Genomic DNA, 21,345 nt, shown 5'->3' on the forward strand with positions numbered 1-21,345 from the left:
GGGGTCTCGCCTAGCTCCTTCTCCCGTGGGAGTCTCCTTGTTTCCTTCGCCACCCTATGATTGAAGAATGAACGGACCCTTCTATAGGCGATAGAGGGGTGCTTGATCTGCCTCAAATGCTTCTATAGCGGGAATTATACACACGTACACGATTATTATTTGAAGTTTATCTCCATCATAAACGGCGCGTTTTATAAAGAGTTTTCGAGCTCCATATATCGCAAGGGCCGGAGGGGGACGATGTAGACTCCTGCGGGATGAACATGATCGGTGAGATCCCGCAGGGCTGTTAAGCCCGAGGAAGCTCAGCACATGCCCGCGGAAAGCGAAATCGTCCCCCGAAGGACCTTCCGCTCAACAAATGTCTCGAAACTGAGTCTTCAACAAACGGGAGCTTATCTTTAACTGGGAACTATTGTTGAACAAACAATGAACATAGAAAAAGCGAAGGGAGCAGTATCCCTTCGCTTCAATTTGTTTAATTACTGATGGATTAAATCTTTCGCATCAGCGTATTCGAGCCCCTGGGCTTCAGCAACGGCACGGTAAGTGACATAACCTTCAAGTGTATTTATTCCTTTAAAGAGAGATTCATTCTCCTGACAGGCTTTTTTATACCCTTTGTTTGCTAACTGCAACGCATAAGGAACGGTTACATTCGTCAATCCTATTGTAGATGTTCTAGGAACCGCTCCGGGCATATTAGCTACAGCGTAATGGAGCACACCATGTCTTTCATAAGTAGGATTATCGTGTGTAGTGATTCGATCCGTTGTTTCAAAGATACCGCCTTGATCAATAGCCACGTCTACTATAACGGAACCTTCCTTCATCGATTTAACCATGTCTTCGGTGACCAGTTTCGGAGCTTTGGCTCCGGGTATGAGCACCGCTCCAATCACCAAATCTGATTCTGCCAATGATTCCTGAAGATTTAAGGGATTAGACATTAGAGTGTTGATATCTGATCCGAAAATATCGTCCAATTGCCTTAATCTTTCCGGGTTTAAATCAATAATTGTAACATCGGCCCCAAGACCCATGGCAATCTTTGCCGCATTAGTTCCGACAACTCCGCCTCCAATAACTGTTACTCGGCCTCTGCGTACTCCTGGGATTCCACCGAGAAGAATTCCCTTACCACCATGAGAACTTTCCAGAAATTGTGCTCCAATTTGAGAAGCCATTCTCCCAGCTACCTCACTCATAGGGGTAAGAAGCGGCAGAGATCCATTGGGGGCCTGCACCGTTTCATAGGCAATAGCTATTACATTTTTCTTAACTAAAGCTTTCGTAAGTTCAGGTTCAGGAGCCAGATGCAAGTAAGTAAATAATATAAGACCATCAAAGAAATATTCATACTCCTCAGGAAGTGGTTCTTTAACCTTCATCACCATTTGCTGACTCCATGCTTCCTTGGCAGATAATACAATGCTTGCTCCAGCTTCCTTGTATTGAGCATCAGTAAAACTAGAGCCAATTCCTGCATTAGTTTCTACAAAAACTTCATGACCTGCGTTGGTCAAAGTTACAACTCCTGCAGGTGTCATCGCTACTCTGTTTTCATTATTCTTAATCTCTCTTGGCACTCCAATTTTCAAGGCCGTTCAACCTCCTATTCCATTCTCTCTATTTATCGATTTCCACTATAACATGATTACTCAATAGAAAGTAGATGTTTATTTTGAAAGCCCTTTCATTGTAACAAAACGGGACAGAAATGGTTACCCTTTATCAAATATTGAAATATTCAGTTTTTACCTGTACCTGTGGATCACATCGACACCGCCCGTAACCTCATATATAGTTCCTGTTATCATATCCGAGTCTTCATGACATAAGAAATCAATAGTGCGGGCTATATCTTCCCCGGTGCCCGGTCGTCCAATCGGAGTACATTCATCCTTTGTTTTTCGACCATTCTCGATTGTGGATTCTTTCCACTCACCTACAATATTTCCAGGGCACACCATATTAGAAGTAATACCATGCTCAGCTTCTTCGTAAGCGACCGTTTTAGTAAGTGATACAAGACCAACTTTTGCAGCAGCAAATGCAGACCGGTAAATCCAGCCAGAAGCAGAACCGGCTCCTTGAAAACCATAATTAATAATTCGGCCAAAACACTGTGCTCTCATGTAAGGAACCGTCAATTTCATTAAATGAAAAACGGCATCAAGATTTCCTTTGACCATAGAGTTCCACTCTTCCGTAGAATAATCCATCAATTTTTTACGTTCAAATATATAAGGTCCTGCATTATTGATTAAATAATCTATTCTTCCAAACCTGTGGATGGTTTCTTGGATTAAATTCTGTAAATCCTGTAGTTCTGTTACATCAGTTTTCATAATATGGATCTTGTCTTTCTTTGCTGGGAATTCCTCATACAACGTCATGGCTGATTTTTTATCATTTAAGTAGGTGACCGTCACTGATATGTCTTTCTTAATGAACTGCTCAGTAACTTTCCTGCCTAATCCTTTAGAACCAGCGGTTATAATCGCATGCCTCATTGTCCGTTCCTCCCCATAAAACTTCCATTGATCTTTTGCTTCCATACTATATATTTACAAGGCCTCCTGCCTTCTGTACAATAAAATGCGGCAGAGAGGACGTGGATGTAATGAAGGCAGCTGCCTCACGTAAAGAGTTAATCGAAACTATTGGTTTAGAAGCGGTTCCTCAAAAAAGACAAAACACTTCATGGTATCGCTTTGCATTCATTCAAATTGCCGTGGCGGCCAATGCTGGGAATTTTCTCGTTCCTGCATTGGCCGTGCTGGAAGGCGGTCTATCCTTTTGGAACGGAGTGCTTACAACATGTATCGGAGCAATTTTGGGTTTTTTATTTGTATCTTATTTATCTTTACCCGGTGCTCGTTTAGGCATCCCTGCACAGTATGCAATACGCACAATTCTCGGAGTGCAGGGAGCTCGTTTTCTTTCATCTCCTATCCGAAGTATAACCTCCCTCTATTGGTTTAGCGTACAGACCATAGGCGGTACTTATGTCATTCAGCAGCTTTTCATTCGAATGACAGGTCAAGAGGTGCCTTTTCTACTTTTCTCAATTCCTTTATCTATTCTGATGGTGATTCTAGCCATAATCGGTTTTGATGCTGTAAAAAAAGCCACTACTTACTTTCTCCCTTTTCTTTTACTTGGAGAGTTTACGATATTATATATTTACTTTACTACAAACCAAGGGGACACCGCATGGTTTACATTCCAATTGGAGCCTATCCAAGGATCTATAACCAGTATGTTTTTTTACGCTAGCTTGGCTTTTGTACAGTATGTTTCCGGCGTTAGTGCTTCAGCCGATATGACACGTTATGCAAAAACTCCGGCCCACGGTTTCTGGGGATTGCTCGTAGGAAACGGGATCGGCTTCTTTATTACAGCCTTAATCGGATGCGCATCCGCTTATTTGTTCCATGATGTTAACCCTTATGTATCTTCAAGCGGCCAAACAGACTCCCCCATTATTATTGGCATAATCACGTTAACTGCAGTCATTTCTATGATTTCGATTAACATTAGCAATGCCTATACAGGTGGTTATAGTTTACTGAATACCTTCAGTCGCCTGACGCGCGTTCAAAGCGCGGTCGTATTTGGATTCCTTGGTGTCTTATTAAGTGGCTTCCCTTCACTTGTTAATGAAGCAGAATCTTACATTTCATTACTCGGAGGTTTGATCATACCAATTTCTGCCGTCATTTCAAGTGATTATCTAATCGTTAAACGTCTGTATTTGAATGAGAAAGCTATTGAACAACTAACTAAAACCTCAAGTATTAATCCATACGCTTTGATTTTTATTATTCTTGGAAGTCTCATGTATTTCAGTTTTCCCGACAACTGGTCGCCTGGGTTTATCACATTTACAACATTAATGGTTACCTATCCATGGTTTATGAGACATAAGACGTGGGGCTAGTAAGATCTGTAATAAAACACAATAATCCCACCCCGCCTAATTCGGTGGTGGGATTATCTTATTATTGGCTTGACTTTTTCTTTGTCTCATTCTTTTTTATGGACTGATAACTTTCATTCAGTGGTGCAGTCATTTCTCTCTCTAACTTTTGTTCCCGTTCTATCGGATTTTCTGGTTTCTTCATTTTCTCACCTCTTTCTTAAAGTTCACAAAACTCCCCAAATTATGCTTGAATTATAAGTCTAAATCAAAATAGAACATGATATAATAAAGGTGAGAAATAGAAAGGGGGCATTCATAATGACATTCGAGTACAAAGATATTGTTGTAGCAGTGGATGGTTCAGAAACAGCAGAGGGTGCTTTCAAAAAAGCAATTGATATTGCTAATCGAAATGATGCTAAGCTGGTTCTAGCACATGTAGTAGACACTCGAGCTTTTGCTACGGTAGAGGCTTACGATCGTTCTTTAGCCATACGTGCGGAAAAGTACGCGACCGATTTATTGAATGATTATAAGTCTAAAGCGGAAAAAGCCGGCGTTACCAATGTAGAAATAGTTGTTGAGTATGGTTCCCCAAAAATTAAAATTGCTAAAGATGTGGCCCCAAAACATAACGCAGACCTTATCATATGCGGGGCTACCGGTCTAAATGCCATGGAACGTTTTTTCATTGGAAGTGTTTCCGAGCATATTACCCGTTATGCCACTTGTGATGTTCTTGTCGTACGTCCGGAAAAGCCAGTTGTAGAAGAATAAAAAAATAACCCCCATCTTTGTTGATGGGGGTTATTTTTTATTTTTTATTCTTTATTAATTTCTCGTACAACATGTGAGATTTCCGGCAGTATCAAACGGTCCATAGCAAGTTTTACCGCACCGCTTGACCCTGGCATTGAAAAAATAGCTGTTTTCTCACTAACTCCCGCGGTTGCTCGAGATAAAAGAGCAGCTGAACCTATATCTTCGTTATAACTCAGCATCCGGAATAGCTCGCCGAATCCGGGGATCTCTTTTGTAATTAAAGCTTGAACGGCTTCAATCGTAACATCTCGCTCCGCAATACCCGTTCCCCCATTTAAGAGAACTGCGTCTATATCCGGGTTAGCCAATCCTTGTTTAACAGCTTCTGCTATTCTCCTTTGGTCATCCTTAACAATCTTATATTCATTAACCTTGTGCGCAGATTTTTCTGTAAGTTTTTCGATAATAATCTTTCCACTTTTGTCTGTATCTGTATTTCGTGTATCACTTATGGTAAGAACCATGCATCTTACCGATGAAGGAGCTTCTCTCTTATGATCTTCGACTGCCATCACTCTCTTCCTCCTTATGATCCAGCAAGTAACGATATTGATAAAATTTCATTGCAAAATCAGTCACTTGTTTTGTTAAATGGTAATTGGAATAAGCCCCTATTGCTATACTTATGAAAGGAAGTCCCTGGAAAATTTTCTTGCGAAACATTAAGATGAACATTGATTTAAAACATTGTTTAATCGGCTGTTCAAGCCAGGATTCATTCGTAAGCTGGTCGTTCCCTTCAAAGACATAAGGGTGCTCATTACGATTCACTTCATCCACTAGCTCGTTCCACGCGTAAGCCTGAAGCCGCTTGGGCAGCGTAGCCGCGTGAAATACTTTTAAAGAGATCATCATTTCATAAGGATGATTCATTTCATGACCAAACGTTAAACCAATCAGCTGCACAGCACGAATATTCATTACCATCATTAAGGGATAGTCAAGCCCGAGTAACAACCAACCTCCCGTGCCGGTCAGCCCGCCTTGAGCAAAAGAGTACAGCCTGCCTCTTGCAATTTGCTGCTGAGCTATGTAACTTAGCTGATCTACACTAAGCAACCTATTCATGTCCGTAATGTTCTCAATTTTTTCTGAGAATACCCTGCCTACAGATAAAATCCGCTGCCTTGCCTCATTCTGAAAGGATGTGCCTTGCAAAAAAGCGTGCGTATGAAAAAACCAAGCGTCGAGTTTTGAAAAAAACTTTTCCTTTACGGCTGGATCCAAATTATAAAAACTTTGACGGATCCAGTCATCATAAATCATTTCAAAGTCGTTGGGCTGGTACCCCCGGTACTGCTCAAGCCAATTATCAACATCTTTTGCTACCCGCTCATAAGTCATGAACAACACTCCCCCACCGGTTCACTCTTCTTATTATTGTAGCCTGAATGTTCAAAAAAAAGCAATGGCTCTCTGATTGATTCAGACGCCATTGCTTATAAATAATTATAGTCCTTTTTCTACGGTATCACGGGCAATCATAACTTCTTCATTTGTCGGGATTACCATAACTTTTACCGGTGAATGAGGGTAGTTAACGAATGCTTCTTTACCGCGAATCTGATTTAGAGATGGGTCCCAATAAACTCCCATAAACTCCAGACCTTTTAATACGCGCTCCCGCATGGTATAACTGTTTTCACCCACGCCGGCAGTGAAAATGATACCATCAATTCCATGCATGCGTGCCGCGTAGGAACCAATATACTTGTGGATACGTGCAGCAAATACTTCAAGAGCCAGCTCTGCACGCTCATCTCCTTCACTCGCTCGGATCTCAATGTCGCGAAGGTCACTTGAAAAACCGGAAAGGGCCAGCATACCACTTTCTTTATTCAATACATTCATAACTTCATTCGCTGTCTTTCCTGTCTTCTCCATAATAAAGGGTATGAGGGCTGGGTCAATATTTCCAGAACGAGTCCCCATTGTTACACCAGCAAGTGGTGTAAAGCCCATGGAAGTATCAATTGATTTCCCACCTTCGATTGCAGCGATGCTTGCTCCGTTACCTAAGTGGCAGGATAACAGGCGCAGCTGTTCTACAGGGCGTCCCATCATTTCTGACGCACGCTCCGATACATATTTATGAGATGTACCGTGGAAGCCGTATTTACGAATGCCATATTCCTCATAATATTCATAAGGAAGGCTGTAAAGATAGGATTGTTCCGGCATGGACTGGTGGAAGGCTGTATCAAATACTGCAACGTGAGGCACTTCCGGAAGTACCTCACGGAATGCGCGAATTCCAGTCAGGTTTGCCGGGTTATGCAACGGGGCAAGATCTGACACTTCCTCAATTTCCTTAATGACTTGGTCCGTTATTAACACAGATTCACTAAAACGTTCTCCTCCGTGAACTACACGGTGGCCAACTCCATTAATTTCATCTAAAGAATCAATCACTCCATTAGATGTCAATTTATCAAGAAGAATTTTAACAGCTTCTCCGTGATCTGGAATATCAGTAACTGTCTTATCTTTTTCATCATTCACTTCAATTGTAAATACCGCATCTTCAAGTCCGATACGCTCTACTAACCCTTTAGTAATTACAGTTTCTTCAGGCATGTCAATCAATTGAAATTTCAGTGATGAACTGCCTGCATTTATAGCAAGAATTTTATTACTCAACGTTGCTCATCCCCTTACAATTAGGTTCGTATGTTTCTACCACTACCATTTAACCACCCGTTCCCCTCATTTTCAAGGTAGAAAGAATATGATAACGTTTACTTCTTATATTCGTTATTTTCTCACAATTGTGCAGTTTTATATTCATCAAACCATTGATTCATTTGACCGAGAATGTCACCCATAGCGTTCGGATTTTTAAAGGATGGAAGCTTTACAAGCAGCGCCTGCTTCGGCGGCTTAGTTTCCGGACCTTTCTTTTGAAGAATCAGTATACTTTTACCATGTTTTTCATTTTTGAAAAGCGAATCGGATAGTTGAAGCATTCCAACTATATGAGCGTTTTCTCTTAAAAATTTATTCAGCTCCCGTGACTGGTCACTTTCAAATAAAAAGTTCGGGACGATAAACATTAAATAACCGCCCTCTTTCGTGTAGTTCAATCCTTGTTCAATGAACAAGTGATGCGCATAGGAGTGCCCTTCTTCAGCTTTTAACTGATAACGGGAAGCCTGCACATCATCTGGATAATAACCTACCGGAAGATCAGCCAGAACAAAATCGACAGGCTCCATCAGGAAAGGCTGCAAACTATCCTGGTGGAAGAACTCAATATTATTCTTTTGCAAGTTAGCATTGGTTACGGCTAACTGTATGAGTGTAGGATCCACCTCACTTGCGTATGCTGTTAATGGCATTTCAAGCTGGTTCATTACAGAAGTAATTAAATTTCCTGAACCAGAGGCAGGATCAAACAGCTTCAGGTTTTCTTCGTTCTCAAAGAGTTTAGAAGCCAAATAACCCATAAACATTGCCACAGAATCAGGAGTGATTAAATGCTGCTGCTGTGTTGCTCCTTTCATACCTTTTAAGATAGCAAGCTGTACGGCTTTTCGGATTTCTTCTTTTTCAAAATCATCCTTATTTATCTTCGTAAGCTCATTGGTAAGCTTCGTTTGAAGTTCTTTGCTCATATCCTTAAAAGGCTGTCCATTGAACAAAATATCTAATGTTTCGGCAATGGCTTCCAAATAAGTAATATTCATATCTTTAGAAATGGTATCAGCTGTTTCATCTATCCACTGAAATAGTTTTTCTACCTGTTCTTGCTTCATCTTCATTCTCCTTTTCAGCCTGCTTCGTCAACACAAGAAATTGACGCATTTACTTGAATTAGTAATGCGCCAGATTGATTGTGATTGCGCTGTTCCGAATTAAACTCTACCCCCACCATATCGAATAATGGAGCGGGTTTCAACAATACGCTACTTTACCGATTAGTTTGAAAATTGTGTGCGGGAAGAGCATTATAATGATAAAATGACGATAAAGAATACATAAGGAGGAAGTTTTATGGCTGAACAACGTAGAAACCTATACTTTTATTATCACCCGAACCAGGAACTGGATGAGAAACTTAAACCACTCTATCAATTAGCAAGAGATAAAGACTTTACTATCGTGGAAGACTCAAAAAATGCAAACATTATTATAGCTGTCGGAGGCGATGGGACATTTTTACAGGCTGTGCGAAATACTGGATTCAGACAAGATTGCCTTTATGTTGGAATACGCAGTCAAAATGAAGCAGGCCTTTATTGCGACTTTAGTATAGATAATCATGATGAAATGGTCGAAGCAATGGAAAATGCCGAAGTCGAAGTGCGTAGATTCCCAATTATTGAAGCAACTGTCAATAATGAATCCACCTTCTATTGTTTAAATGAATGCAGTGTGCGGTCCACTTTAATTAAATCCATTGATATAGATGTCTATATTGATGACCTTCTCTTCGAAACATTCAGGGGAGATGGGCTTATCGTAGCCACTCCTACTGGCAGTACCGGTTATAATAAGTCCACAAAAGGGGCTGTGGTAGATCCCAAATTACCATGTTTCCAGGTCAGTGAACTAGCTTCCTTAAACAACAATCGCTTTAGAACTCTGGGCTCTTCTTTTATTTTAAGCGGTGAGCGCACATTAAAACTGCACGTAAGACAGGATGGAAATGACTATCCGATTATCGGCATGGATAATGAGGCTTTTTCAATTCGTAATATCTATGATGTTACGGTTCGCCTAAGTGATCAAGTGGTAAAAACCGTCAAGTTGAAAAATAATTCTTATTGGGACCGTGTCAAGCGCACCTTCCTTTAACAATATTGGAATAAGTAAAATCCGGAGCGGCAGATCCCGCTCCGGATTTTTTAACGTTGGTAGACAATTTCCTCATCTATTACTGTCATCGTAACTGTAGCGTCGGCCAATTCATGAGGCTTTAGCGCAAAAAGATCGCGATCAAGGATAGTAAAATCTGCGATATAACCTGATTGTATGACCCCTTGAGACCCCTCTCTTGCAATGGCCATAGCACTTCCTTTCGTATATAAGGATATGGCTTCAAAGACGGAAAGTTTTTCTTCTGCTTGATACACTAAATGATCGTATGTGGCTCTTCGATCTACAGCAGCCCGAATGCCCAATAAAGGATTAATTTCTTCAATAGGTGCGTCAGAGCCCCCTGCACACATAATCCCAGCATCCATCAGAGTCTTCCAGGAATAAGAATTTTTAAGTCTTACATTTCCTATCCGTTCCATAACCCAGGGAAAATCAGAGGCTACAAAAGTTGGCTGAATATCTAGTACGACATTCATATTTTTTAGTTTCTGAATTAAATCTGGTCTTAAAATCTGAGCATGTATGATTCGATCTCTTTCTCCTGTATGAAGTGGAGCAGCTTCTATGGCTTGGATAACCGCCTCTACCGCCCGATCTCCAATAGCATGTACAGCTATAGGCATCAGACGTTTACGTGCTTTCTTAACTAATGAAGTCAACTGCTCTTGAGTATGGATAGGTACACCAAAGTTTCCCGGATCATCTGAATAAGATTCCGATAACCAGGCTGTCCTGCCTCCAAGAGCCCCATCTGAGAAGATTTTTAGCGCCCCTAACTCTACAAACTCTGTTCCTTTCTTGTAGCCAAGAGACACTTCGTCCATTTGTTCGACTACCCCATTATGAACAAGTAAATGAGCTCTAAACTTCAATTTTGAACCATCAATCACATCGGTATAGGCGTCGAATGTTTTCTTAAATCCTCCATAATAATTCAGGTCTTCACTGTGTCCTCCTACTAGGCCGTATTTATGCATGTCTCTAACAGCAAGCTCTGTAGCTTTTCTTAAATAATCTTTCGTTACTTCTGGCATTGCTCTTTTAATCATATCCTGAGCTTTCTCATGGAAGAATCCAGTAGCGTTTCCTTCATCATCCCTCACAATCACACCACCTTGAGGATCAGGTGTGTTTTTTTCAATCCCGGCAAGATTCATAGCCTCAGAGTTGGCAAGCACAGCATGCCTGCATACTCTTGTGAGCATCATGGGATGCTGGGAAGATATCTCGTCGAGTTCGTCTTTATGTATGATTCGTTTATTTTCCCATTGATTTTCATTCCATCCATCACCAATAATCCACTCTCCAGGATCTAACTGTTCCGCATGCAGCTTCAAAGCCTGCTTGACTTCTTCAGCTGATTTCATGAATGTTAAATCAAGGCGCATCAACCGTTCTCCATGTCCGATAATATGGAGGTGGCTGTCAGTGAACCCTGGATACATAACTGCCCCTTTTAAATCATGTTCTTCTGTAATTTCATTCTTATAATTTTTATATAGATCTTGAGTATCCCCAACCTCCAGTATCTTTCCATTCTTTGTAACAACAGCTTCTACCCAGACACCCTCTTTTTCCATCGTGTAGATTTTCCCACCATACCAAAGTTTCACATCTATCCATCCTCTCCAATTATCTGATTACTTGATCTATATACTCATAATAAATCAATAACTCCATATATAGAAAGAAGATGCTTCAACATCATTTTCAGCATCTTCTTCTTTTCTTTATTAAACTATAATAGATCACTGAAGTCATTTTTTTGATTTTTTTCAGCTAAATGGTCAACTTCTACAACATAAGTCTCGTCAAGTGCTTTTTCAATGTCTGCACTAAAGTCACTGTTTGATTCATAGTAATTGGCATTTTTTCTTGTAGGCATCGTTTTTGGGGATTTTGGTACAAATACAGTACAACAATCTTCGTAAGGACGGATAGAAATATCATAGGTATCAATTTTTCTAGCAATATCAATAATATCAACTTTATCCATAGAAATAAGTGGACGAAGGACGGGATAGTTCGTCACTTCATTGATTGTATTCATACTCTCCATCGTTTGACTGGCTACTTGCCCCAGGCTTTCCCCAGTAGTCATAGACAATATCCCCTGCCTAGCTGCAAGTTTTTCACTAATTCGAAGCATCATTCGCCTCATAATCGTCATGCTGTAGCCCTCGGGCATTTCCTGATGAATTTTTTGCTGAATAGCTGTGAATGGAACGACATGAACTTTAACCGAATTTCCGTAGTTGGAAAGCTTTTGGGCTAAATCGATCACTTTTTGTTTCGCTCGCTCACTTGTATAGGGTGGGGAATGAAAGTGGACCGCCTCCAGTTCTACTCCACGCTTCATTGTCAGGTAACCTGCGACAGGGCTGTCAATCCCCCCTGAAAGCATAAGCAGAGACTGTCCGGTTGTACCAACAGGAAAACCACCTGCACCAGGATAATCTTGAGCCGTTATATAGGCGGCCTCCTGGCGTACTTCTACCTTAATTTCTACATCAGGCTGGTGGACATCTACTGTAACCCCATCTGTATTTCTAAGAATATACCCTCCCAAAAGAGGGTTAAGCTCTTTAGAATCAATTGGAAAATCCTTATCTGAACGCTTAGCTGAAATCTTAAAGGTTTTGGCATGGGCTGCATCCTGGAAAGCCAACAGTACAGCTTTCTTCATTTCTTCTTCTTCTTTTTCCACTTTCACAGCAAAACTTAAACTGTGAATACCAAAAATATCCTGACATCGATCCATAACTTCTTGCGGGTTTTCACCATTTAACAAGACATACATACGGCCTCTTGTTTTTTGGATTCTGACAGAAGGAAATTCTTTAAGTTTCTTAAGCAGATTATTTCGAAGCTTCTGCTCAAATGTTTTTCTTTTCTTTCCTTTTAAAGCCATTTCTCCATACCGAATCATAATATGATCGAAATTCATAGTTTATCTCCTCATAGTTTCTTTTAGTTGTTCAATAGTTTCTTTAAGGGCTTCAATAAACGAATCAGCTTCTTCTATCGTGTTATGGTAGCTTAGACTGACTCGAAGAGCAGAACTCGTCCGCTCATAGTCAAGGCTGCATGCCTTTAATACTGTACTAACCTCTGGTTCTCTTGAAGAGCATGCAGATTTTGTAGAAATATAAATCTCTTTTTCTCCTAAGGAATGAATAACTACCTCAGGTTTAAATCCAGGGATTGAAAAATTAATGATATGAGGGGCAGAATCATACGGTGAATTAATGATCACTTGTTCCATCTTCTTTAATTCCCACCGTATATATTGATGGATCTGAGATAAATGATCACTCGACTGTTTCTGTTTTTCCAAGGTTAAACGAAGAGCTTTCACAAAAGCCACATTTGCCGGAAGATTTTCCGTGCCCGCTCGCCGCTCAAGCTCTTGATCGCCTCCATGCAGCAAAGGAAAAAGAGAAACATTTTTTCTGATAATTAAAGCTCCTGACCCTTTCAATCCATGGATTTTGTGGCCTGAAACTGTGCAAAGATCGATTCCTGACTCGATTATGGGCATACGAATTTTTCCTAGCCCCTGAACGTGATCCACATGAAAAAACACCTTGGGGTAATGTTTAAGCTTGTCCCCTATCTCCTTCACAGGCTGCACAGTTCCCAGTTCGTTATTTACTGACATAATACTTACAAGTATGGTGTCTTTACGCAGAGCAAGTTCTACACTATCAGGGTCTACCTTACCTTCCTTATTTACATCAATATATGTGACCTCAAACCCTAAGGTTTCCAACGCACGAAATGCTTCCAGGACCGAAGGGTGTTCAATTTTAGACGTAATTATGTGCTTTCCTCTTGATTGATGCATAAACGCAATTCCTTTTATCGCCATATTATTACCCTCGGTGCCTCCCGAAGTGAAAATCACTTCTTGAGCTTCTACTCCAAATAGTTGGGCAGCTTGATGACGAGATTGCTGCATTAAGCGCTCTACTTTACCGCCAAAGCTGTGGACTGACGATGGATTACCAAAAAGTTCTCCAGCCACTTTCTGGTAACTATCCAATACTTCAGGAAGAGGCTTTGTTGTAGCGCTATTATCAAAGTAAATCATAAAAGGTGTACTCCTTTATTTCAAAATGCAGTCCATTATATTATCATACCATCTTTTATAAATAAATAGACAGATCAAGATACAAAAGGACACCCGCTTAACATAGCAGGTGTCCTTTTTATACTTTTCATTCCTCTATATCCAAAGTTTCAAGTAACGTGTCAATACTTAGTTTACCATCCTTCTCGATGTCTTTCGTCCAGGCCTTCGATATGTTAACTGGCCCAATTATTGTTTCACTTTGGGATAAGAGTTTCTTGTTTTCATCTATTTTCTCAAAAAAACTAGAGACCTTTTTTTCCTTTAGCAGGCCACCGGAATTAGACACCAAACCATGATCATTTGCCTCAAAAGTTTGTGGAGGGGTAAGAAGATAGACTATTATCACAGCACTCCATACCAACACACAAACACTTGCTGTACCGATCACTAGCATCTTTCTCATGTGTACCACCCTATACCATGACTTGTTCCTTTTCCTCTATGCGTGAAAAGGCATCCGGGTCGACTTCCTTCAGAGCCTCAGACGCTAACTCTAAGGCTGATTCGTACTGATAAGATCTAAATTTATTTTCCGCTTCCAGGAGTCGAGCTGCTAGAATTGGATACTTGCTTCTATAGCGATTGGCGTATTGAATAACTCTTTCAGCCAAACGGGCTCTATCCATAATTTTTTGAGCTTCATCATAGATATCCTGTGTCATATCTGATGCGTCATTTAAATGATTATGAACGGCGGCCATATCCAAAGGCTCTCTTTCAAGACATGCAAAAACTTCATCAATTTTATCACTCGCTATTTTCATGTCTTCATAAATGGAAGATGGAATTCCTGGTATGTTGCTGCGTTTTAACCGCCGATATGTTTCTAAGAGTAACTGCTCCATATCAGAAAGTTTCGTTTTCGCATCCATTTCCTCTCGTCTTAAAGCTTGAACTTTCTCATCGAACTCCTGATGTTTCTCTTGAAGTTCCATCAAATTCTGGCGTGCTTCTTCAAGCTCCAGTCGCAGCTCTGAATAAGCCGACTCTCCATCCTGTCTTTTATGCTCCAGGCTGATAAACTTTTTCTTAAGCTGACTAAACCAGCTTTTCAATCCCTCATAGGATTCGGCTTCTTCCCCTTGCATTTGATAAGAAACATCAATTTCCTCCATATCTTCTTCCGTTTCCATAAAGACAGCTTCAAGATTATCAAGTTGTGACCTTAAAGGTGCATACTGTTTCTCTACATATTGATGAGCTACAGCTTCTCTCTCGAGCATCTGATAAATTTCCTGAATTCTTGTTTCAACTTCCACAATTAATTCTTCTATATCTGTTTGGTCGTTTTCATTTAACCTGGCTAATGCTTCCGTAAGAATACGTTCATACCTATGTATTTCAGGGAGCAAATCTAAATGAGCTACTCTGTAACCTTCTGCTTTCATTTCTTCGATCCCTTGCTTAAGTTCTCTTAACTGCTCTGGCAGTTCCAAATTTACTTTCTTATAACGCTCAGGGAACGTTTCGGTTTCTTCCTGAAGGCTCAGTAATTCCTCACGAATGGACTGCACCAATTTATTCGCCTCAATATAGTTGCCCTGTTCGGCTAATTCTTCATACGTCCCCAACTGCAGTTCCAACTGCTCTACTCGTTTCTCAAACAAGGAAGCAGATTGACCAAACTGGTTACGGTGCTGAATTAGTTTACGGGACAATTCCTTAATTTCAGGACCAATGGATTCGATTTCAATTCTGCTGTTTTCCTCCGAATCCAGCAGATTCTTAAGTTCTTCCAGTATTTTTTGAATATCGTTTTCAATCGCTACTAATTTGTCCTCTGTACTATCTAATACTTTCTGGACTCGCTTCCATTTATAACGGTCTGCAGCTTCCTCTGCCTCGTAAAGATCCTTCTCAATTGCAGTAAGCTCCTTAGTTATAATTGTATCCCACTGTTCACGCCATGCTTCAAACTTTTCTTGCGTTTCCCCTGATAAGTTCAGATTCTTGACTTTTGATAATTCTTCGGTCACCGGTCTATTCGTAATATCCATTTTCCAATTTTCTAACCTGTCCACCGCATCATAGACTTTCTTACGCCAAATTAATCCTGCGATAAAAAGCGCAATCACAAGCAGTATAACTCCAATGATGTACTTCATAAATAGCCTCCTTACAAAATCACCGTCCGACGGATTCTTTCGTTCCGAAATGTAAAATAGTTGTTTATAATGATACCATGTATTTAGAGATTTTGGCTAAAATATTTCAAAAATATTAACCTACTGACCAAAAATACAATCCTAAAGGAGCATTTAAGAATGAGAGACGGTCACATCCATACCCCATACTGCCCGCACGGAACGGCAGATTCATTTAAATCATATATAGAGAAAGCCATATCTATTGGCTACGACACGATGACATTCACTGAGCATGCTCCTCTGCCAACCTCGTTCGTTGACCCTGTCCCTGAAAAAGACAGTGGAATGGCTCTCGCAGAAGTTGAGTCTTACCTTTCGGATATCAATCGTCTGCAAAAAGAATACAAAGACGATATTTCTATTCAAGCAGGGTTTGAAGTAGACTATATAGAAGGATATGAAAGAGAAACGGAGACTTTCTTAAACAGATACGGCCCTGAATTGGATGACAGCATCCTCTCCGTTCATTTCATTAAAGGAAATAGCCAATGGTATTGTATAGATTACAGTCCTGACATGTATGAAGAGGCTCTTCATGACCTGGGTGGCAGTAACCATTTGTATCAAGCCTACTTTAATAATCTAAGAAAATCTGCTGAAGCAGATCTAGGCGCTTATAAACCATCGAGAATTGGTCACATGACGCTGATCAGGAAATTTAAAGACTTATTTCCTTCTCCACCAGGCTGGGAGGTAAGAGCTGAACAATTTCTTAAAGTACTTAAGGAGCAAGGACTGGAACTAGATTACAATGGAGCAGGACTTCAAAAGCCCCATTGTAAAGAAACATATCCGCCAAAGCCTCTAGCAGATCAAGCTTCTTCAATGGGGCTTCCGTTAGTTTATGGATCCGATGCTCACGCAGTGTCTGGCTTAAAGCAGGGCTTTAGCGAAATAGACCCTAGAATTCTAAGCTTTAACCGCTAACTTTTGCACGGTTTCCTGTTCCAGCATGGACCGGCTGTACTCCTCCACAAAATGACTTAGAGAAGCCTCAGTAATAAATGGGTCTCTGAATTCATGAGGCATCGTAAATGGAGCATTTAGCAGCCCTTTCAACTGCAGTACCTTCAACTTTTCCTTAAAAGTGATTTCCATTTTCGATGATTTGTGGAATAAAATATTAGATAGCAAATGGTCTTCTTTGGCTAAATAAGTAACAAGCATTTCTCGGGCAAACACTGTATTTAAAGAAAGTTCTCGATATACTAAACAGGAAAGTTGATTGTGAGAGAGTTTATAATGTAATATTTTTCTCACTAGAGTTTCTACGCGCTCATTTGCATCAGTAAAATGGATACTCTCTAAAATTTCTAAATAAGGCTCAAAATAATTGATAGCCAGAGACTCAAATAACCCCTGCTTACTCTTAAAGTAATAATGGATTAAGGATACGTTTACATTAGCAGCATTAGCAATATCACGAACCGAGGTTCCGTTGAAACCTTTGCTGTAAAATAGACGGCAGGCAACATCCAACACTCTATCACGTGTGACATTCTGTCGGTTCATCATTTTTCCCCCTCATAGAGTAATTCTACCTGAGGAAAGGTTTTCCTGCTTTGAATCGTGCATCAAATACCGACAGCAGTTTAAGTGAGGGTGTCGAAACAATCACTATAGGAGGCTCTAATTATGTTCCAATCCACTTCATACACAGGTACAAAAGAAAAAAACTATGAGTTGCTTTTAAAACAATTACAAGCGTTACTTGAAGATGAACCTGATGTGATAGCAAACCTCTCCAATGCTTCTTCCTTATTAAATCAATTTCTGGAAGACGTAAATTGGGTAGGCTTTTACCTTTGGAAAGAAGATCAGCTTATATTAGGACCATTTCAAGGATTGCCAGCCTGCGTAAGAATCCCAGCTGGTAAAGGTGTCTGCGGTACGGCTGTAGCTGAAAGAAAGGTTCAGAGAATAGAAGATGTGCAAGCATTTCCTGGGCACATTGCCTGCGATGCGGCCAGTCAGTCAGAAATTGTTGTCCCTATTTTAAAAAACAATGAAATCTTTGGAGTTCTGGATATTGACAGTCCAAGTAAAGGCAGATTTGATGAACTGGATGAAAAGTATCTAACCAAATTTGTTGAAACACTTCAAACTTATGTATAAATGAAAAACCCGCAGCCAGCGGGTTTTTCATTTATACTCTGCTTTAATCAGTTACTGGGATAGGCGTTCAATTAGTCAACAGCTGAAATACCTTCTTTGATTAAGTAGTTTCTGCCATAACTATTTGATTTTTCCCAGCTTCCTTTGCTTTATATAAGGCCTCATCAGCACGCCGAACTAATTCCTTGCCATTCGAAGGTTGATTAGCGTTCCATGAAGATACACCGCAAGAAACGGTTACAGAAGGCGATGTAACCCGGAAGATTTCCCTTCGTATGCTATCCGCTACCTGAAACGCCTCTTCACAAATCATACCTGGAATATAGACTGCCAATTCCTCTCCTCCCCACCTGGCAGCCATTCCCCTTCCCTTCAATGCGGATTGAATAGCCTCTGCTGTCTGGCAGAGAACTTCATCTCCTTTTTGGTGGCCATATGTATCGTTGATCCCCTTAAAATTGTCGATATCAAACAAAATAAAAGTGCCGCATTTGTCGTTTAATGTATGGCCCTCCACACATTTATCTAAGTAATTTCTCGAATGAAGTTTGGTTAAGTAATCGGTAACGACCGTTTTCTCTAATTCTTCTCTGAGCATTGAATTAGCAAAAGCAAGCGTTGAGTGATGAATAAGAGATTGAAGAAGTTTGAACGAATCAAATGAGAAGAAATAGGACTGTTTATGAAGAACAATTGCAAGACCGTCCAGTTGCTCATAATCCGTCATCCTTACAGCCATTATTGATTTATACTTTTCACAATACTTATTGTTTTTAGAAGATAAATTTCCAATGAAAACATCATCTTTCTCTTTGTGAACCCTTTGCTTCACCATCGAGATTAGCAATTGTGAGTCGGCCGTTTCAAAATAAGGTGAACTTCCTTCTAGAATTATGTTCTCATCGTGATTGCACTCATTAAAAGTCACGAACCCCACTTCGTCTGCTTGAAATGACTCCGCCAGAGTAGAAGACATGTAGGAAATTTTTTCAGTTAATCGTGTATTTGAATTTAGTTTTTGAGATGTAGAATTGATGAGTTGCAAATCACTATTAAGCTTCCTCGACTGTTGATAAAGCTGAACATTTTCGATGGCGTCACCCACAGTGGATCCAATAAGCTCGACAAGATCACACTCTTTTTTGGGAAGATGAATGTGAAAGGGATGTAGAACTTCTAAAACCCCATAAACTCCTTGTTTCCCTTTTAAAGGAGCATAAAGTTTTAGTGGGCCATTATGTGAATCCCCTTCTATTTGCATCTTTCCCGTCATAAATGCTTGAGAACTGGATTCTAAAGGTAGGTCATAATCATAAGAAAGCTCTTTTACAGGTAAATCACGATCGACTGAGATGTCTTGAGATAACCACAAGGTATAGGTCAGTCCTGGGTCATTATCCTTAAGAGTCCGGATCGTTTCCCTTATAATCATGTTCATATCAGTAGAAGAATTAAACTTGGATGTAAGATTATATAGCAGTTCGTACCTTGTTTTTTCATCTGAGATATTATGGTCAAATTCTGCTTTGGATAGACATTTAACAACTTCAATGGAGATCTCTCCCAACAATCTATCTTTATAGCAATGGAAAGCTTCAAAGCCGAACACTATATATCCAATTGTCTTAGAATTTTTTTCCAAAGGGATAACTCTTACATCTAAGGAAGTAAAACTTTGCACAATTAAATCTCTAATTGAACCCTCCGTCTGCTCTATTAGAAAACACTTCTTTAATTCCAGTCCTACATCTGGAAGGTTTGAGTACAAACGATAAGCTTCTTGCCCTTCCTTGCGTAAATAAACAGAAACAACAGGTACATCCAATTGAGTTTTTAATATATCAGCTACTTCTATGATAAATTTCTCATATGAGCACCCGATAGAATTTGTAAGTAAATTGAAAAAATCATTTTGTATATGTTGAATTAGTAGTTGATTAGTCGCCGAACACATCATAGAGGATCACCTGCCTTCCCTTTTAATGAGTCTATTGTACCACTCCTTTATACCTTAACACGAATTTTAATATGCGTATCTTTCGATTTTAAATTTTCCTTTATTTATCTTATTAAATGTCAGGGTATTTTCTCATCTAACTTTATTGTGAAATTACATTAAATAGGAATGGGTAATACATTCCTCCATTCTTAGTAGCTATTCTAAGTTTTTCATTTCTTCCTCTTGACTTATCAGCGTAAAAAAATTATACTTGTCGTTGTGTAAAATAAATGGCAGCCTATGTGAACCGGCGTTGTCATCATTTTGTTCCTCTTTCAAGAGGTGCATCGTGTAACTCTCTGCTGCTGGAGCGATGGTGCATGAAAACATAATGAGCAACGTATAAAGGCCACACTGTTTTTATTTTATGCAAATAAAATAAAAAGGAGGAAATTCCTATGGCACGCTACACAGGTCCAACCTGGAAAAAATCCCGTCGCTATGGTATTTCTTTAAGCGGAACTGGTAAGGAGCTAGAAAAACGCCCTTACGCACCTGGACAACACGGTCCAAATCAACGTAAAAAACTATCTGAATTCGGCCTTCAGCTTCAAGAGAAGCAGAAGCTTCGTTTCATGTATGGATTGACTGAACGTCAATTCCGCCGTCTATTCGTAGAGGCTGGTAATATGAAAGGTATCCATGGTGAGAACTTCATGATTCTTCTTGAATCTCGCTTGGACAACATCGTATACCGTCTAGGTCTAGCTCGTACTCGTAACCAAGCTCGTCAGCTAGTTACTCACGGTCACGTAACTGTAGATGGAGGACGTGTTGATATTCCATCTTACCGCGTAGTACCGAACCAAGTGATCGGTCTTCGTGAAAAATCCCAGAAACTAGACGTGGTAGAAGACGCTATCGAAGTAAATAACTTCACACCTGAATATCTTACATTTGATGAAGATAAACGTGAAGGAACTTACTCTCGTTACCCTGAACGTTCTGAGCTTCCATCTGAAATTAATGAAGCTCTTATCGTTGAATTCTACTCCCGTTAATAGTTCTCATGAAAAACCGCCGTTTAAAACGGCGGCAGGCTGTCGAGAAAGTCTCGGCAGCTTTTATTTGTTTTCCTTTTTTTAATAGATCACCGCGTTAATTTGTTATAATAGCTATAACTTATCAATGAAAGGTGATTTGATGTTTCAATCTAAAACTGAACGTCAAAATGAATTCGAAATGGTTGCCATTGAAGAGCTTGTCCCAGAAGATCATCTCCTCCGTAAAATTGACCAATACATAGATTTTTCTTTCATTCCTGAAAAAGTCCGTCCTTACTATTCAGAAGACAATGGCCGTCCCTCTTTGGATCCTCTTGTTTTATTCAAAATGATGTTCATTGGTTATATCTATGGCGTTCGTTCCGAACGCGAAT

General features: G+C 40.0%; 21 protein-coding genes. 7 read left to right on the forward strand and 14 right to left on the reverse strand.

The genetic code is table 11. From position 1 onward, the window contains the following. Window positions 1–482: 482 nt before the first annotated feature. Both ald and BMZ06_RS18160 read right to left on the reverse strand, forming a co-directional pair. The gene (gene ald, locus BMZ06_RS18155; RefSeq protein ID WP_089754272.1) at window positions 483–1,601 is read right to left on the reverse strand and encodes an alanine dehydrogenase; all 1,119 of its coding nucleotides are present in this window, start codon (window positions 1,599–1,601) and stop codon (window positions 483–485) included. Between the two features lie 156 nt (window positions 1,602–1,757). Further along, a complete protein-coding gene (locus BMZ06_RS18160) occupies window positions 1,758–2,561 on the reverse strand; it encodes an SDR family oxidoreductase (RefSeq protein WP_425431794.1) in 804 nt (267 codons plus the stop codon). Between the two features lie 65 nt (window positions 2,562–2,626). Here BMZ06_RS18160 and BMZ06_RS18165 point away from each other — a divergent pair, with 65 nt between their 5' ends. After that, window positions 2,627–3,946, forward strand: coding sequence for a purine-cytosine permease family protein (locus BMZ06_RS18165; RefSeq protein WP_089754274.1), 1,320 nt, complete (start codon window positions 2,627–2,629; stop codon window positions 3,944–3,946). Between the two features lie 61 nt (window positions 3,947–4,007). On the opposite strand, the gene BMZ06_RS21180 is transcribed toward BMZ06_RS18165, so the two are convergent. Beyond that, complete coding sequence (locus BMZ06_RS21180) at window positions 4,008–4,130, reverse strand: hypothetical protein (protein ID WP_281244489.1); 123 nt, start codon at window positions 4,128–4,130, stop codon at window positions 4,008–4,010. Window positions 4,131–4,246: 116 nt separating this feature from the next. Between BMZ06_RS21180 and BMZ06_RS18170 the strand changes: the two genes are divergently transcribed. Further along, complete coding sequence (locus BMZ06_RS18170; protein WP_089754275.1) at window positions 4,247–4,705, forward strand: universal stress protein; 459 nt, start codon at window positions 4,247–4,249, stop codon at window positions 4,703–4,705. A 44-nt stretch (window positions 4,706–4,749) separates the two neighbouring features. Here the strand turns inward: BMZ06_RS18170 and BMZ06_RS18175 are convergent, their stop codons facing one another. The 4 genes from BMZ06_RS18175 to BMZ06_RS18190 all read right to left on the reverse strand — a co-directional run bounded on the left by BMZ06_RS18175 (window position 4,750) and on the right by BMZ06_RS18190 (window position 8,505). Continuing rightward, window positions 4,750–5,262 (reverse strand): MogA/MoaB family molybdenum cofactor biosynthesis protein, encoded by a 513-nt coding sequence (locus BMZ06_RS18175; RefSeq protein ID WP_089754277.1) that lies wholly within the window; start codon window positions 5,260–5,262, stop codon window positions 4,750–4,752. After that, complete coding sequence (locus BMZ06_RS18180; protein ID WP_089754279.1) at window positions 5,243–6,094, reverse strand: EcsC family protein; 852 nt, start codon at window positions 6,092–6,094, stop codon at window positions 5,243–5,245. The genes BMZ06_RS18175 and BMZ06_RS18180 overlap by 20 nt, the downstream gene beginning before the upstream one ends. A 105-nt stretch (window positions 6,095–6,199) precedes the next feature. Continuing rightward, window positions 6,200–7,390, reverse strand: coding sequence for an acetate kinase (locus BMZ06_RS18185; RefSeq protein WP_089754282.1), 1,191 nt, complete (start codon window positions 7,388–7,390; stop codon window positions 6,200–6,202). 122 nt (window positions 7,391–7,512) lie between these two features. After that, the gene (locus BMZ06_RS18190) at window positions 7,513–8,505 is read right to left on the reverse strand and encodes a class I SAM-dependent methyltransferase (protein WP_089754284.1); all 993 of its coding nucleotides are present in this window, start codon (window positions 8,503–8,505) and stop codon (window positions 7,513–7,515) included. A gap of 238 nt (window positions 8,506–8,743) precedes the next feature. Between BMZ06_RS18190 and BMZ06_RS18195 the strand changes: the two genes are divergently transcribed. Further along, window positions 8,744–9,547: an NAD kinase gene (locus tag BMZ06_RS18195; protein WP_089754286.1), complete on the forward strand. Its 804-nt coding sequence runs from the start codon at window positions 8,744–8,746 to the stop codon at window positions 9,545–9,547. A 50-nt stretch (window positions 9,548–9,597) separates the two neighbouring features. Here the strand turns inward: BMZ06_RS18195 and BMZ06_RS18200 are convergent, their stop codons facing one another. From BMZ06_RS18200 to ezrA, 5 genes are all read right to left on the reverse strand, one after another. Then, window positions 9,598–11,184: an amidohydrolase gene (locus tag BMZ06_RS18200; RefSeq protein WP_089754288.1), complete on the reverse strand. Its 1,587-nt coding sequence runs from the start codon at window positions 11,182–11,184 to the stop codon at window positions 9,598–9,600. Between the two features lie 125 nt (window positions 11,185–11,309). Then, window positions 11,310–12,518: a tRNA uracil 4-sulfurtransferase ThiI gene (gene thiI / locus BMZ06_RS18205; RefSeq protein ID WP_089754290.1), complete on the reverse strand. Its 1,209-nt coding sequence runs from the start codon at window positions 12,516–12,518 to the stop codon at window positions 11,310–11,312. Window positions 12,519–12,521: 3 nt separating this feature from the next. Further along, window positions 12,522–13,664: a cysteine desulfurase family protein gene (locus BMZ06_RS18210; protein WP_089754292.1), complete on the reverse strand. Its 1,143-nt coding sequence runs from the start codon at window positions 13,662–13,664 to the stop codon at window positions 12,522–12,524. 127 nt (window positions 13,665–13,791) lie between these two features. Continuing rightward, the gene (locus tag BMZ06_RS18215) at window positions 13,792–14,109 is read right to left on the reverse strand and encodes a hypothetical protein (protein WP_089754294.1); all 318 of its coding nucleotides are present in this window, start codon (window positions 14,107–14,109) and stop codon (window positions 13,792–13,794) included. 10 nt (window positions 14,110–14,119) lie between these two features. Then, complete coding sequence (ezrA, locus tag BMZ06_RS18220; RefSeq protein WP_089754296.1) at window positions 14,120–15,811, reverse strand: septation ring formation regulator EzrA; 1,692 nt, start codon at window positions 15,809–15,811, stop codon at window positions 14,120–14,122. A gap of 159 nt (window positions 15,812–15,970) precedes the next feature. Here ezrA and hisJ point away from each other — a divergent pair, with 159 nt between their 5' ends. After that, a complete protein-coding gene (gene hisJ, locus BMZ06_RS18225) occupies window positions 15,971–16,780 on the forward strand; it encodes a histidinol-phosphatase HisJ (protein ID WP_089754298.1) in 810 nt (269 codons plus the stop codon). On the opposite strand, the gene refZ is transcribed toward hisJ, so the two are convergent. Then, the gene (gene refZ, locus BMZ06_RS18230) at window positions 16,763–17,365 is read right to left on the reverse strand and encodes a forespore capture DNA-binding protein RefZ (protein WP_245756041.1); all 603 of its coding nucleotides are present in this window, start codon (window positions 17,363–17,365) and stop codon (window positions 16,763–16,765) included. The genes hisJ and refZ overlap by 18 nt on opposite strands. A gap of 123 nt (window positions 17,366–17,488) precedes the next feature. Between refZ and BMZ06_RS18235 the strand changes: the two genes are divergently transcribed. Further along, complete coding sequence (locus BMZ06_RS18235; protein ID WP_089754302.1) at window positions 17,489–17,968, forward strand: GAF domain-containing protein; 480 nt, start codon at window positions 17,489–17,491, stop codon at window positions 17,966–17,968. A 100-nt stretch (window positions 17,969–18,068) separates the two neighbouring features. On the opposite strand, the gene BMZ06_RS18240 is transcribed toward BMZ06_RS18235, so the two are convergent. Next, entirely contained in the window at window positions 18,069–19,925 is a 1,857-nt protein-coding gene (locus BMZ06_RS18240; protein ID WP_089754304.1) for a sensor domain-containing diguanylate cyclase, read from the reverse strand. A 440-nt stretch (window positions 19,926–20,365) separates the two neighbouring features. Here BMZ06_RS18240 and rpsD point away from each other — a divergent pair, with 440 nt between their 5' ends. Further along, on the forward strand, window positions 20,366–20,968 hold the full coding sequence (rpsD, locus tag BMZ06_RS18245) for a 30S ribosomal protein S4 (RefSeq protein ID WP_089754306.1): 603 nt from the start codon (window positions 20,366–20,368) through the stop codon (window positions 20,966–20,968). A gap of 142 nt (window positions 20,969–21,110) precedes the next feature. Further along, on the forward strand, window positions 21,111–21,345 hold a 235-nt coding region (locus BMZ06_RS18250; protein WP_139205857.1), incomplete at its 3' end, for a transposase.

The sequence above is a fragment of the Halobacillus alkaliphilus genome (assembly GCF_900113125.1).
GTDB classification, from domain to species: domain Bacteria; phylum Bacillota; class Bacilli; order Bacillales; family Halobacillaceae; genus Halobacillus; species Halobacillus alkaliphilus.